Below are 12676 nucleotides of genomic sequence, written 5' to 3' on the forward strand. Positions count from 1 at the left end.
CCTCTGACGTCGTTACTACCATATTTACTATGGGAATAATAATGCGCTAGCTAACAATGTTTTGTGTATATAAATGCAATAACACATTAAGATAGCTATTGTAATTAATACTTTGACACAGGTAACCCATGGATTCGACAACTAAAAATACAATTATTATCGTGGGTGCGGGCTTTGTCGGCACCACCTTAGCATGGTATTTATCAAAACATACAAATCAACGCATTATCTTATTAGACAAAAAACACGCAAGCCAAGGTGTTACCCAACACGCCTTTGCTTGGCTTAATGTGTCTTATGGCCGCCCTGACGCTTACAGTCAACTTCGCAAGCAAGCACTTGCGCAATGGCGCTCTCTTGACGAGCACACACAGGGCCAGCTAAACATCCAGTGGTCCGGTGCAATTAGTTGGCAAGATAACGAAACAGCGACAGCATCTTTTATTGATGAGCATCAGAAAAATCATTTTAACGTCAAAGCACTAAATAAAAATGCATTACAAAAGATGGAGCCGAATTTATGTACACTCCCGACGCTTGCTGCTTTTTGCCCTGATGAAGGGAGCGTTGACCCTGTTTATGCGACTCAAACCTTGCTAAAGTTAGCCATTGATCAAGGTATAATCTATTTACCCCAACATGAAGTACTCTCACTTGTTCAAGAAGGTCAGCGTATTTTAGGTGTGATCACAGAGCATGGTACATTTTTAGCCGACCAAACGGTGATAACAGCGGGTATTGATGCCACTGCGCTCATTGGCTCAATTGGGGTTAAGTTACCTGTGAGTGCTTCACCGTCAATTATTGTGCACATTAATGCGCCAGATGAAAAACCGTTAGTGCAGCATATTATTTCAACTCCTGAAATGGAGTTACGTCCTGCTTCTACAGGTAAAATACTGTGTGCTGAGGATTACCTGAGTGATCGCCCAGAACATAGCGCAGACTGTATCGCACAAAACGCCCTAACCGTTATCAAAAATTCATTTATAGGTAGTGATACGTTAAATCTTGAAAAAACTTTCATCGGAATGAGACCCATGCCAAAAGATGAGATGCCAATTGCCGGAAAAGTTGCTGATTTCGAAGGTTTATATATTATCAGTATGCACGCTGCGATTACACTAGCGCCGTTGATATGCCAATTGGCTCAAGATGAAATTTTGCATGGAATAGAACACACTGCACTTGGCCCATATCGATTAACTCGTTTTGCATCAGGTAACTGACAAATGAATATTCCGTTGTACTATTTAAGACATTATCAATCGATTGAAAAAACGTTTTGGACATCTATTTGTGAACATAGTATCCAGATTGCACAACACACCATTTGCTATTTAACGCCGCTTAATTCGCCAGCGTTTAACTTTATCTATTTGCAACCTGACTCCACCAGTCACGCATTTATGCAAGCACACAATCTGTTTGTGTCGCAAAAGAAAAATCACACTTTAGTGATCCCTGAAGAAATGCTCCCTCAGGTGGTTAACGAAGCTGAATCATTAGGTTACAAACGTGACAGCGTAACGACTGCCATGGCATTAACTCTAGCGAAACAAAATAAGGTTGAACTACCTGATAACCAAGTGGATATTGTCTTAGCTAATCACGATTTGTCATTGTGGGCAAAGCCGCTAGTTTCTGCATTTTACCTGTCGGAAGAGCACGACCAAGTCATTAAAGAGTATGTGCGTTATCACGAAGATGCCCTACAACAAGGCGCTCCACAATTTCACCTAGTGTTACTTGTCGATGGCGAGCCCGCTACGTCTATGACCGTAACAATTGAAGGAACGCTTGCTCGTTTCGATGACATTGGTACAGAACCCAGCCACCAAGGTAATGGCTACGCATCACAGCTCATTGATTACGCGTTAGCATTTTGCCGTCAGCAAGGTGTTGAACACTGCTTCCTTGATGCCTCTGAAGCGGGGTTTGATTTGTATAAAAAGTTTGGTTTTGAGCCCTTATTCCGCTATATCAATTATGTCTGGTGTAAATAACCTACGTCACTGGTGTTATTTACACGATATGCCTGAATTGGAGCCATTAATTGCACAATGGTTCCTTCAGGAGTGGCCTTCCCACTATGGTCCACTAGGAAAAGGTGATGTTTGGCAAGATATCGCCACTTATCGCCATCGTGAAGGAACGGGTATGGGGATTATCGCCTTTGAGGCAAATAAACCTTGTGGTTTTATTGCCTTGAAAAATGACAAATTTTTACCTGATAACACGCCATTTCCATGGGTCGGTGCCGCTTTTGTTATCCCAGAAAAACGAAATCAGGGACTCGGACAGTATTTATTTGAACAACTTGAGTTGTTCATTGATAAACAACAATACCCCGAAATTTTTTGTGCGACAGCCGTTGCGGATAACTTACTCATCCGCTGTGGGTGGCGGTTGTCTGTAGCATTAAGTCAGCTCTCTTTGCGTATTTATCACAAATATATCTGACATCAACATCCTATGAAGATTAATATTATCGGTACCAGCGGCAGCGGTAAAAGCACCCTTTGCCAACAGCTAGCATTATTGTTAAATGTCCCTGCCATTGAATTAGATAGTTTATATTGGCTCGCAAATTGGCAAGGTTCCTCAGATGAAGCATTGGCAGAAAGGCTCAGCATTTCTTTGAATAACGCGCCTTCTGGGTGGGTACTTGACGGAAACTATACACGGACTCAACCTATCAAATGGAAAGATGTCGATATGGTGATTTGGCTTGATTATTCATTGCCGCGAACCCTTTATCAGTCAATTACTCGTACATTATCGCGCATTCGTTCAGGACAAGAGCTATGGGAAAATACTGGCAATAAAGAACGTTGGGGAAAAGCCTTTTTCAGCCGAGACTCAATTATTCTATGGCTACTAAAGACTTACTATCCAAATAAGGAAAGAAACCTAAAACATATGGCGAATATCAACTTGTGCCATATTCAATTTGTTCGGCTCACATCACCAAAGGAAACGCGTTTGTTTTTACAACAAATGAAAGCGCAAATTGAGGACAAACAGCTGAAATAACTCAGGTTCTGTTAACACATCTCGGTAGCCATAAAAGCTACCGAGAATACCTTACCTTAGCGATTAAATTTCATCACACGCAGTTTTTAGCATCGCCGTTTGTTGGAATTTTTCAATCCCTAATTCAATTAAACGGCTAATTAATTGCTGATACGTCATACCACCTTGCTGCCAAAGTTTCGGATACATACTGATATTTGTAAAACCAGGCAATGTATTGATCTCGTTGATAACAACGTCATTATTTTCCGTTAAAAAGACATCAACACGGGACATACCACTACAATTTAATGCTTGGTATGCGGCTAAAGCAATCTCGCGAATTTTATCACTCACCGCATTTTCTAACTGAGCTGGGGCTACGACAGATGCGCCATTCTCATCAATATACTTGGTATGGTATGCGTAAAAACTATCGTGTAACACTATTTCACCACAAGGGCTAGCGAGTGGGTCGTCATTACCCAATACCGCACACTCAATTTCACGCCCTTTTACTGCGCTTTCAATAAGCACTTTAGTATCAAACAGGAATGCAAAATCTAATGCTGCTTCAAACTCTGACTCGTTACTGACTTTGCTGATGCCAACCGATGAACCTTGGTTTGCGGGTTTAATGAATAGCGGTAAACCTAGCTGTGCCACTGTTACTTCATACTTTATTGTTGTGCGTTTATTTTGCAGTACAGTAATAAACGGGGCAATATTTAAGCCTGCATCTCTGAGTAATCTTTTAGTTACGTCTTTATCCATACAGGCCGACGAACCTAAAACACCTGGCCCTACAAACGGCAAATTTGCCATGCGCAATAAACCTTGCAATGACCCATCTTCGCCTAAATTACCGTGAACAATAGGGAAAATAACATCAATTTGTGGCAATGGTTTTGCGTCTTCTAGGGAGATAAATTGTTCATGCGTCCTACCTGGAACAAGTGCAATACTACGTTTCGGTGTATTGAGTGCAATACGGGATGGATCATCCCCATGAATAAGAAAATCCGCTTCATTATATTCATGCCATTGACCTTCTTTGTTTATACCCAAAAGGCACACGTCAAACTTCTGACGATCAAGGCCGTTAATAATATTTTTAGCTGATTGCAGAGAAACTTCATGCTCTGTCGATTTTCCACCAAAAATTACACCTACCCGTACTTTGCTCATTATCTGCTCCAACGTAATACACCATACCTAACGGAGAAATATAGCATGCACGGCAAAAGTTATGTCATAAAATCTTTATATTACAGTGAGGTTCGCTGTAATAATGAGCAATCATTAGTTTTTTGATGGAATATCTATAAATTATTAATACAACCGATGCTTATATTGATTTGCTCAATTAACCAATTCACAAAGACTGTCACTGCGCCATCTGCTGCAATAGGTTTTGGCGAGAGCAAGTAATAAGCAGATCCGTCAGGAATAAAGCCCTCAGGAGCTTGAAGTTGCCCTGATTGAATTTCATCTGTAACCATAAGAAAAGACACTAACGCAGTCCCCTGTCCTGATAAAGCGGCTTGAATACACAGGTAAAAATGTTCATAGGTCACATATTTATAGCCTGTTAAATCTACGCCGCTATTTTTTTGCCATGTTACCCACGCTTCAGGGCGTGATGCACTTGTTAATAGCGGGCGGTTTGGTAACAAACTAACAGCCTCTTTTTCAGGTAGTCGTACTATCCCCATTTGCTCTGAACATACCTTGGTAGCGTATATTTGTCCTCCCCATACAAAATCATTGCGCCTTAAAGCAAGGTCAACATGGGTCTTCGCAAAATCAATAGAGCCACCAGCAGCAACAAGGTGAACAGTGATATGGGGATACCGTTGATAAAAATCAGTTAAACGAGGAATTAGCCACTTCATGGCAATCGTTGGTTCACAAGACACACTCACTACGTCAGGCGTGGCATTTGTCTTGATTTGCTCAACTGTCGCGCTTAACTGCTCAAATAAGCTACTGGTCGTCTGTAAAAGAAGTTGGCCTGCAGCTGTTAAGAAAACAGCACGATTTCGCCGCTCAAATAACGCCACACCAAGGTGTTCTTCCAATAGGCGGATTTGGCGACTGATAGCACTGTGAGTGACATTTAATTCTTGTGCAGCTTTAACAAAGCTACCCGCTTTAGCTGCGGCATCAAAGAAGCGTAAGGTCGATAACGGCGGCAATTTCATATTGGTAACGAAAAGTGACAGATTTCAGTCAGGATAAATCGCTTTTTAACTTTATTCAATATATTGATAATAAAAACATTAAATAGATTATTACAACCATATTCATGGTTGTAACTGTTAGTTTTTATAACTCTTTAGGAAACTTAAATGAATGAAATCCTTGCAGTAGCAACAATAACAATCCTTGCCGTGATCAGTCCAGGGCCTGATTTTGCGATGGTAACTCGGCAAAGTTATACCTACGGCATAAAGACAGGATTATTATGTGCTTTTGGCATTGCAATTGGCGTTCAAGTGCATGTATTTTATACAATTTTTGGTATTACGCTAATTATTATGAGCTCAAGTGCATTATTTTTAGCCGTTAAGTTAATCGGTGTTTGTTATTTGGTTTATATCGGCTTTAAGTCATTCACCAACAAAACAAAAATAACCACTGATAGCGCCAACACACAGCCAATATCTAAATTTAATGCATTTAAAACAGGCTTTTTAACCAATGCCCTAAACCCCAAAACCATGTTTTTTGTTGTTTCCGTTTATAGTCAAGTTATCCAAGTCGGAAACTCTGTTTGGCTCAACTTAGGTTATGGGGGGTTTATTTCATTGGTGCACTTAGTTTGGTTTAGCTTAATCGCACTATTTTTTGCCACCCCTTCAGTACGTAATAAAGTATTGAGTTATCAATCAGTCATGGATAAAACCATTGGCACCTTGCTAGTCTTACTTGGTTTTTCTTTGCTCTTTTTCAATATCAATTAAGCCTTATTGAGCCCCTGATAATATTCATTTGCCATTTGTGCCAGTTCAATAACATCTTTAGGCATATTTAATTGCGCGAGTTGTTGAAAAGGCACCCAACTAAACGGTGAAAAAGGTGGCTGCTCAGGTGAAATTAATTCACATAAATACACCATATCGATATGCCAATGGTCACCTTTTTTCTTATCCGCGATAAATTCCTTGAGAATGGCCATCGGTAATGATAATGATTGCGTATGAGATGAAGCAACAACTGAGGTCTTAAAGGGATATCCACAACTAATAATATTGCAATGAAGCCCCGTTTCTTCTAATACTTCGCGATATAACGCATCTTGCGGTTCTTCATTTTCTTCAATATGCCCCCCAGGCGGTAACCAAAAACCTAGTTTAGGGTGTTCATGCAGTAAAAACTCCCCTTTTTCATTACGGATCATTGCCGTTGCAGTAAAGTGTTTAATCTCATTATTCATTTGATGATGACTCTTCTCGGTGTTCAACAACGTGATGTTTTCCAGTCATATGGCATGAGTTCAGCAAGGGTCACTTGGGTATTATCATCAACACCAACGATTGTCTCTTTGTTTTTATCTGATAGCTGACTAAGTAACTCACGACAGCGGCCACAAGGTGGCACGATACAACCTGATGCATCAACAGCAACAATCGCCTTAATCACTGAACGCCCTTCTTTTAGCATATCTGCAACGGCAGCATGCTCTGCGCAGAACCCCAGTGAACATGCGGAATCGATGCTCACGCCACTATAAATATTGCCATCATCGGTTTCTAATGCAGCAGCAACATGCCCACTTTCGATGTACCCATTAAATGTCGCTGGCTTCGCATATCGTTTCGCAATCTCGACGAGGTGTTTTAACATAATTGCCCTCTTTTAATGTTAATTGAATATCTTAATTAAACGCTAACATAATAAAAAGTATTAATTTTTTTGTGCTCTATTCCAGATCTACCATATACAATATTACTGACTTGATAGTATCTAATGCAGCGGCTAGCTCATCATAAGAAACCGTACTCACAGCCACACGTATGGCCTGTGGCACAGCGTTTGATGTCGAATAAGACTCAGCACGACTCACCGCAATATTACGTTTATTGAGTTGACGAATAACCGATTCGGAACGCAAACCTTCAGGTAATGGTACCCAAATAAAATAGCTATTAGGATGAGCAATATAGGGAAAATCGCCAAATACTTGTTGGACAATTTTTTGCCTATTTCTTGCATCTTGCCGCTTATTACGTTCAATTTTTGCAACTTCACCTTTCATTAACCAATCACAAATAATCGCTGTTGTAAGCGCTGGTGTGTTCCATGTCGTTATTCGGATTATTTTTTCTATATTTTCAAGCTAGTGCTATGTGTGATTTTATGGCCAACTAACCTTGCAAACGTATCAACAAAGGCTTGGCTAGGTTTAGTATACGTCTCTTTCTTTAGCATGTTATTAGGGTTCTTTTTTTGGTATCGAGGACTTGCAGAAGGAGGTATTGCAGGTGTGGGGCAATTACAACTATTACAACCCTTTATTGGCTTACTACTTTTAGCTTGGCTGCTTGATGAGACCGTCAATTCTTTAATGATTACATCAACTTGTGGCATTATTTTTTGCGTTGCCGCCTCGAAAAAATTCGCGAGTTAAAATTGGCTGTATCTGTAGGCACACAAAGCGCGATCGCAATAAAAATTTACTTTATTATTTGCTGCTACATATGAATTATATAGGAGCGAACAGTGGCCCTTTCTTTAGCAGATTATAAACGGCAGATTATGCACTTTAGTGAAGGTGACCTAACTGAAAACCCTTGGGTGAAAGGAAAGCCTGTTCCTCGTCTAATTCAAGTTGTTCCTTATGACCTGAAGTGGCCAGAAATCTATCGGCAACAGCAAAAATATATTTGTGATGCTCTACGTGATAAAGCGCTTAAGATTGCTCATGTAGGTTCAACAGCCGTTCCTGGCTTAGCGGCTAAGCCTGTTATCGACATTGACTTGATTGTAGCAACCCCCGAAGACGAAAAAAGTTATGTTCCAACCCTTGAAGAACTTGGATTTGAACTTACTGTGCGGGAGCCCTCTTGGTACCAGCATCGAATGCTTAAATTACAAGATCCACAAGTGAACTTACACGTTTTTGCACCAGATTGTCCTGAACATTTACGCCACTTATTGTTTCGTAATTGGTTAATTGAGCACCCCGACGATAGCGAAAAATATGCAAACGCTAAATTAGCCGCTGTAGTCGATGCCAACTATGTCAAAGAGTATAACGTCAATAAAAATGCGGTTGTCAGGGATATTTATAGTCGACTTTTCGAACAATTAGACATGCTGTTACCTGATTTACTTTTACATGAGAACTAGAAAATATGCATTTTGTGATTGTTACTAAGCAAAATATTCAATTAATTGAACAAATTAGTGATGCATTACACCAAGAGTGGGCGAGTTTATCACCATGGGCCGACACAGCACAGATAAAACACAGGCTGCACGAGCGCAGCCAAGCGGCTAATCCGCAAATTTTGTCTTGTTTCGTAGACAGTAATGGCCAGCTACTTGCAACCGCTAGCACGATCCTTCGCGAGCTCCCAGATATTCAGCAGGCGACTTGGTGGCTAGGGGAAGTCTTAACTGTGCCATCAGCCAGAGGAAAAAGGATTGGCACCCAGCTGATTGAAACGCTTTATCAGCACTATCGAAAATCCACAAGTGAAAGTCTTTACCTATATACACCTGATATGCAGGGTCTTTATCGAAAAATGGGGTGGCAAGATGTGGAACAGCGTAAAGTCAATGATGAGCTTGTCACCATTATGAAACGCTAAGGTATTAGACACAAAATAGCCAGCACATTTAGCTGGCTATTGAATCACAGGGTGATATTTCAGTACGTTCTCTTTTAGGCTGTTAACGCTAATTTAGCCCCAAACATTAAGAACACTGCCCCAATACAGCTATTGGAGAATTTTGACAGTTTCTTATTGTGTTTTACCATATTCGTCACGGCTACTGCGCCGAAAATCAACAATGATAAATAAATCATACTGCACATTTCTAAAATCACACCAAGGACGAAGAATGGCACACCTGCATTTGGGTATGCAGGGTCAATAAATTGTATAAAAAATGACACATAGAAAATGATCATTTTAGGGTTTAGAAGACTTAAAAAGACCGCTTTTTTATAAGTTCCTTTCGTCTCTAAAATAATACTATCAACATCATGCACACCTTCTTTTTTGTGTAATACGCTGTAAAGTGTTTTTATTCCTAAATAAAATAAATAAGCCGCACCTGCGTATTTAATTACACTAAAAAAGATTGGCGATGTTTTGACCAATGAAGCAACCCCTAGGAAAGATAGGAATATCAGTATTGCATCCCCTGTAAATACCCCTAGCGCTGCTTTGTAACCATTTTTTACGCCATATTTTGCACTGCTAGTTAAAACAAATAAAGAATTAGGGCCTGGTACCAGTGTAATAAAAATAACACCGATAAGATAAGTCCATAAGTTTGTAATACCGAGATTTTCAAGCATAGGAAACCCGCTAACTCAATAAAAGTTATAACAAAAAATTCACATTAATTTCTGATAGAGATTATGATACAGGTTTTATTTTTTTATAAAAGATATCACTGCTTAACACATCAAAATATAGGTTTATATTTCAATATAAATAATCAATCCAGTTGAATTAATAAGTTTCACACCTTAATTTTAGAGTTATAGTTCAATTGCAACCATTAAACCAGAAGCAAACTAAAAACACCTCACCAATCAGGATTATATACCATATATTAATGTTAAATTGGAATTACATGGAGGTTTTAACTTGGGAATGTTGATAGTGATTTGATTCTCATTTCGCGTTATAACATAGAAACGTATTAATACCCTGAAAATGGCTATAGATAACAATATTAATTTAGCCTAGATGTTTTTTTGGCTATTGTAATAAATATATTACGCTCACATTTAATTAACGAATCTCGGATAATTAAAACAAGAAGTACTTTATATTTAATCAGCTTTAGGGATCACATGGAAAGCGCTAACTACTTTCATTTGCAAGAGCTCAATGGCCTTGAAATGATAAATGCTCGATATCATCAACAAAAATTTTCTCGCCATAGCCACGAAGGTTTCTGTATTGGCGTTATTGAAGATGGTGCTCAGCAATTCTTTCGTACAGGTGAAAACCATTACGCACCAAAAGGCGATATCATTTTGGTCAATGCAGATGAAATACACACGGGTTCGTCTGCAATGGAAAATGGTTGGTCATATCAGGCAATCTACCCTACCCCTGACATGTTTTCGCAGCTCACCACCGACTTAAAAATTGAAAATCAAGGACTAGTGCCTTGGTTTCCTTGTGCGGTCGTGCAAGATACAGGACTGGCTGCTCAGTTACGGTTACTTTTCAGCTTGTTATTGCAACCTGGAAACTTACTGTTTAAAGAAACCTTACTGCTCTCTACATTAAGTTGGTTAACGTTACGCTATAACCAGACTAAAACCGAGTTAGCTAAAATTACCCCTGCAAAACAGCGTATAGAACAAATTTGCGAATTGATGATAAATACCTGTGAGCAAGAACATTCTTTAGCTGAATTAGCCCAAATAGCGGGATTCAGTCAATGGCATTTTCTAAGACAATTTAAGCTGCAAACAGGCACAACGCCCCATGTTTTTTTGGTTCAAGCGCGTCTACATAAAGCCAAAAAACTGTTATTAGCGGGAAACACCCCTGCTGATGTTTCGAATTTATGTGGTTTTTCTGATCAAAGCCATTTTACACGCCACTTTAAACAGTCATTAGGCGTCACACCAGGTAATTTTGTGCGTCATCTAATTACTTAAAAAGAGCAATTTTATTCTATCTGCCGCCAATTCATATCCTTAATATGAATGGCACGTTACATAAGCATTATTTCAACAGGTATTAGTTAACATGGATTCAAAGCAAAGTCGCAGCTGGCAAAAAGCCATGATGGATGGCGCGGCTCATTCCGCACCTCTTAACCTTGCTGTGATCCCTTGGGGAGTACTCGCGGGCTCAATGGCCGTAGAAACAGGGTTAGATTTTTGGCAAAGTGTTGCAATGTCAGCGATGGTTTTTGCAGGTGCAGCCCAACTAGTCACCCTCGGATTACTCAATTCAGGCACCGGTTTTATCACGATTGTGATTTCGGTGTTCTTTATTACATCTCAACATTTACTGTATGGGCTGACGTTACGTCCTCAAGTGAAAGATTTTACAACCCCTCAAAGGCTCAGTATTGGCTTTCTTCTCACCGATGAGCTGTTTGCAATCAGCGCGGCGAAACGTCAAAGTTTGAGTTTCCCTTACCTATTTGGCGCAGGGTTTAGCTTTTATCTTGTTTGGTTAATCACCAGCCTTTGTGGCATTGCAATGGCGAATATTGTTGGAGACCTAAGTCGCTTACACCTTGATTTCTCTGTTGTAGCGACACTCCTTGCGATTGTTGTACCTTTGACGAAAAAAATCAGCACGCTATGTGGCGTCATTTTCTCACTCGTCGTAGCCATAACCTTATCCATGTACTCCATCAGTAGCGCGATTGTCATTGCAGGTGTCGGTGGAATGTTTGTCTCGGTCATCGTTTCGCGCGTATTGAAGGAGGAAAAATGATCTGGCTTTTGATTATCACGCTAACCGCCGTTATTTTTACATTGCGTTATGTATTTTTAATCCCGCAGCTACCACTTCGGTTACCTTTGATTGTTCGCCAAGCATTAGGTTACTCAGCACCTTGCTTGTTAACGGCGATTTGCGCACCTGTTATTTTATTAGAAAACCATGAGCTCAGGGACTTTCCCGATAACCCATATTTGTGGGGTGCTGTATTCTGTGTTGTCATCGCATCATTGCTGAAAAATATGCTGTTAACTGTAGGATTGACCCTTGTATTTTTTTATTCTCTGATTTATTTCATGGGTTAATACCGTTCAATAGGAGTAAAGTCAGGTGACAACACTTTGCTTTATTCCACTAATCCCGCATAATAGCCGACTTCGTCGCAATACGACCCTATTCAATTGCTCCCTTTCTTTATGAAAGTCTGTGATCCATTGGCTTTTCAATTGCGCCAATTAATTCTATCAATAATGGATAATAAACAACCATGCTTAATAATTATGTTTTACGCAGTGTTCGCTATATGTTGGACTTGAGCGATGCTCAAATGGTCAAAATCGTAAAACTTGCAGATTTAGACGTGACGAAAGAAGAAATGGTATGCTGGCTCAAAAAAGATAGTGAGCCTGAATATGTTGAATGTAACGATAACGTAACCGCGCACTTTTTAAATGGCTTAATTTATCATCGTCGTGGTAAAGATGAAGACCGCCCTGCACCAGAAATAGAAAGCCGTCTAAATAACAATATTATTCTCAAAAAACTACGGGTCGCTTTCGAACTAAAAGATACTGATATGATTGAAATTTACCAATTGGCAGACTTTCGAGTATCAAAACCTGAGCTTAATGCTGTTTTCCGTAAACCTGGACATAAAAACTACCGTGAATGTGGGGATCAACTTCTGCGTTATTTCCTTAAAGGCCTAACCACACGCTTACGTGGCGATAAATAACACATATTTTACTCTGCTCTGGTATTTGCCTAAAGCACATGAGGTA

Annotated in this window: 17 protein-coding genes and 1 pseudogene; 12 read left to right on the forward strand and 6 right to left on the reverse strand. The window is 39.8% G+C overall.

Going from position 1 to position 12676, the window contains the following annotated elements; translation table 11 throughout:
- The first annotated feature begins 128 nt into the window (after positions 1-128).
- From ACE2AL_RS10750 to ACE2AL_RS10765, 4 genes are read left to right on the forward strand one after another with little or no spacing between them, the layout of a single operon-like run.
- Positions 129-1229, forward strand: a complete 1101-nt coding sequence (locus tag ACE2AL_RS10750; protein ID WP_371007164.1) for an NAD(P)/FAD-dependent oxidoreductase — start codon at positions 129-131, stop codon at positions 1227-1229.
- 3 nt (positions 1230-1232) lie between these two features.
- Entirely contained in the window at positions 1233-2006 is a 774-nt protein-coding gene (locus ACE2AL_RS10755) for a GNAT family N-acetyltransferase (RefSeq protein ID WP_206084318.1), read from the forward strand.
- Positions 1990-2463 (forward strand): GNAT family N-acetyltransferase, encoded by a 474-nt coding sequence (locus tag ACE2AL_RS10760; RefSeq protein ID WP_375083489.1) that lies wholly within the window; start codon positions 1990-1992, stop codon positions 2461-2463. Before ACE2AL_RS10755 ends, ACE2AL_RS10760 begins: the two co-directional genes overlap by 17 nt.
- A gap of 12 nt (positions 2464-2475) precedes the next feature.
- Entirely contained in the window at positions 2476-3036 is a 561-nt protein-coding gene (locus ACE2AL_RS10765; protein ID WP_206084315.1) for an adenylate kinase, read from the forward strand.
- A gap of 63 nt (positions 3037-3099) precedes the next feature.
- Here the strand turns inward: ACE2AL_RS10765 and ddlA are convergent, their stop codons facing one another.
- Complete coding sequence (gene ddlA / locus ACE2AL_RS10770) at positions 3100-4203, reverse strand: D-alanine--D-alanine ligase (RefSeq protein ID WP_375083490.1); 1104 nt, start codon at positions 4201-4203, stop codon at positions 3100-3102.
- A 134-nt stretch (positions 4204-4337) separates the two neighbouring features.
- Positions 4338-5219: a LysR family transcriptional regulator gene (locus tag ACE2AL_RS10775; protein ID WP_272573625.1), complete on the reverse strand. Its 882-nt coding sequence runs from the start codon at positions 5217-5219 to the stop codon at positions 4338-4340.
- A gap of 147 nt (positions 5220-5366) precedes the next feature.
- Between ACE2AL_RS10775 and ACE2AL_RS10780 the strand changes: the two genes are divergently transcribed.
- A complete protein-coding gene (locus tag ACE2AL_RS10780) occupies positions 5367-5981 on the forward strand; it encodes a LysE family translocator (RefSeq protein ID WP_375083491.1) in 615 nt (204 codons plus the stop codon).
- On the opposite strand, the gene ACE2AL_RS10785 is transcribed toward ACE2AL_RS10780, so the two are convergent.
- The 3 genes from ACE2AL_RS10785 to ACE2AL_RS10795 all read right to left on the reverse strand — a co-directional run bounded on the left by ACE2AL_RS10785 (position 5978) and on the right by ACE2AL_RS10795 (position 7276).
- Positions 5978-6454, reverse strand: coding sequence for an NUDIX hydrolase (locus ACE2AL_RS10785; protein WP_206084306.1), 477 nt, complete (start codon positions 6452-6454; stop codon positions 5978-5980). The genes ACE2AL_RS10780 and ACE2AL_RS10785 overlap by 4 nt on opposite strands.
- A 23-nt stretch (positions 6455-6477) precedes the next feature.
- Positions 6478-6864, reverse strand: coding sequence for a cytidine deaminase (locus ACE2AL_RS10790; protein WP_206084304.1), 387 nt, complete (start codon positions 6862-6864; stop codon positions 6478-6480).
- Positions 6865-6940: 76 nt separating this feature from the next.
- The gene (locus ACE2AL_RS10795) at positions 6941-7276 is read right to left on the reverse strand and encodes a hypothetical protein (protein WP_206084302.1); all 336 of its coding nucleotides are present in this window, start codon (positions 7274-7276) and stop codon (positions 6941-6943) included.
- Positions 7277-7402: 126 nt separating this feature from the next.
- Here ACE2AL_RS10795 and ACE2AL_RS10800 point away from each other — a divergent pair.
- The 3 genes and pseudogenes from ACE2AL_RS10800 to ACE2AL_RS10810 form a co-directional block, all read left to right on the forward strand.
- Positions 7403-7648, forward strand: a pseudogene (locus tag ACE2AL_RS10800) (EamA family transporter); the annotation flags it as partial.
- A gap of 92 nt (positions 7649-7740) precedes the next feature.
- Positions 7741-8370, forward strand: coding sequence for a GrpB family protein (locus ACE2AL_RS10805; protein ID WP_375083492.1), 630 nt, complete (start codon positions 7741-7743; stop codon positions 8368-8370).
- 5 nt (positions 8371-8375) lie between these two features.
- Complete coding sequence (locus ACE2AL_RS10810; protein WP_272538447.1) at positions 8376-8834, forward strand: GNAT family N-acetyltransferase; 459 nt, start codon at positions 8376-8378, stop codon at positions 8832-8834.
- Positions 8835-8908: 74 nt separating this feature from the next.
- Here ACE2AL_RS10810 and leuE read toward each other — a convergent pair whose 3' ends face one another.
- Complete coding sequence (leuE, locus tag ACE2AL_RS10815; protein WP_272516286.1) at positions 8909-9550, reverse strand: leucine efflux protein LeuE; 642 nt, start codon at positions 9548-9550, stop codon at positions 8909-8911.
- 504 nt (positions 9551-10054) lie between these two features.
- Between leuE and ACE2AL_RS10820 the strand changes: the two genes are divergently transcribed.
- From ACE2AL_RS10820 to ACE2AL_RS10835, 4 genes are all read left to right on the forward strand, one after another.
- Positions 10055-10876: an AraC family transcriptional regulator gene (locus ACE2AL_RS10820; protein WP_206084296.1), complete on the forward strand. Its 822-nt coding sequence runs from the start codon at positions 10055-10057 to the stop codon at positions 10874-10876.
- Positions 10877-10967: 91 nt separating this feature from the next.
- A complete protein-coding gene (locus ACE2AL_RS10825; protein ID WP_206084295.1) occupies positions 10968-11669 on the forward strand; it encodes an AzlC family ABC transporter permease in 702 nt (233 codons plus the stop codon).
- Positions 11666-11980: an AzlD domain-containing protein gene (locus tag ACE2AL_RS10830; RefSeq protein ID WP_206084293.1), complete on the forward strand. Its 315-nt coding sequence runs from the start codon at positions 11666-11668 to the stop codon at positions 11978-11980. Before ACE2AL_RS10825 ends, ACE2AL_RS10830 begins: the two co-directional genes overlap by 4 nt.
- A 182-nt stretch (positions 11981-12162) precedes the next feature.
- Entirely contained in the window at positions 12163-12630 is a 468-nt protein-coding gene (locus ACE2AL_RS10835) for a DUF1456 family protein (protein WP_206084291.1), read from the forward strand.
- Positions 12631-12676: the final 46 nt, after the last annotated feature.

The sequence above is a fragment of the Providencia xihuensis genome (assembly GCF_041953405.1).
Taxonomy (GTDB): Bacteria; Pseudomonadota; Gammaproteobacteria; order Enterobacterales; family Enterobacteriaceae; genus Providencia; species Providencia vermicola.

What these genes read in the sequence shown, in the direction of transcription:
- ACE2AL_RS10750 (WP_371007164.1), top strand. Translation starts at nt 129, where the DNA reads ATGGATTCGACAACTAAAAATACAATTATTATCGTGGGTGCGGGCTTT.
- ACE2AL_RS10755 (WP_206084318.1), top strand. Translation starts at nt 1,233, where the DNA reads ATGAATATTCCGTTGTACTATTTAAGACATTATCAATCGATTGAAAAA.
- ACE2AL_RS10760 (WP_375083489.1), top strand. Translation starts at nt 1,990, where the DNA reads ATGTCTGGTGTAAATAACCTACGTCACTGGTGTTATTTACACGATATG.
- ACE2AL_RS10765 (WP_206084315.1), top strand. Translation starts at nt 2,476, where the DNA reads ATGAAGATTAATATTATCGGTACCAGCGGCAGCGGTAAAAGCACCCTT.
- ddlA (WP_375083490.1), bottom strand. Translation starts at nt 4,203, where the DNA reads ATGAGCAAAGTACGGGTAGGTGTAATTTTTGGTGGAAAATCGACAGAG.
- ACE2AL_RS10775 (WP_272573625.1), bottom strand. Translation starts at nt 5,219, where the DNA reads ATGAAATTGCCGCCGTTATCGACCTTACGCTTCTTTGATGCCGCAGCT.
- ACE2AL_RS10780 (WP_375083491.1), top strand. Translation starts at nt 5,367, where the DNA reads ATGAATGAAATCCTTGCAGTAGCAACAATAACAATCCTTGCCGTGATC.
- ACE2AL_RS10785 (WP_206084306.1), bottom strand. Translation starts at nt 6,454, where the DNA reads ATGAATAATGAGATTAAACACTTTACTGCAACGGCAATGATCCGTAAT.
- ACE2AL_RS10790 (WP_206084304.1), bottom strand. Translation starts at nt 6,864, where the DNA reads ATGTTAAAACACCTCGTCGAGATTGCGAAACGATATGCGAAGCCAGCG.
- ACE2AL_RS10795 (WP_206084302.1), bottom strand. Translation starts at nt 7,276, where the DNA reads ATGAAAGGTGAAGTTGCAAAAATTGAACGTAATAAGCGGCAAGATGCA.
- ACE2AL_RS10810 (WP_272538447.1), top strand. Translation starts at nt 8,376, where the DNA reads ATGCATTTTGTGATTGTTACTAAGCAAAATATTCAATTAATTGAACAA.
- leuE (WP_272516286.1), bottom strand. Translation starts at nt 9,550, where the DNA reads ATGCTTGAAAATCTCGGTATTACAAACTTATGGACTTATCTTATCGGT.
- ACE2AL_RS10820 (WP_206084296.1), top strand. Translation starts at nt 10,055, where the DNA reads ATGGAAAGCGCTAACTACTTTCATTTGCAAGAGCTCAATGGCCTTGAA.
- ACE2AL_RS10825 (WP_206084295.1), top strand. Translation starts at nt 10,968, where the DNA reads ATGGATTCAAAGCAAAGTCGCAGCTGGCAAAAAGCCATGATGGATGGC.
- ACE2AL_RS10830 (WP_206084293.1), top strand. Translation starts at nt 11,666, where the DNA reads ATGATCTGGCTTTTGATTATCACGCTAACCGCCGTTATTTTTACATTG.
- ACE2AL_RS10835 (WP_206084291.1), top strand. Translation starts at nt 12,163, where the DNA reads ATGCTTAATAATTATGTTTTACGCAGTGTTCGCTATATGTTGGACTTG.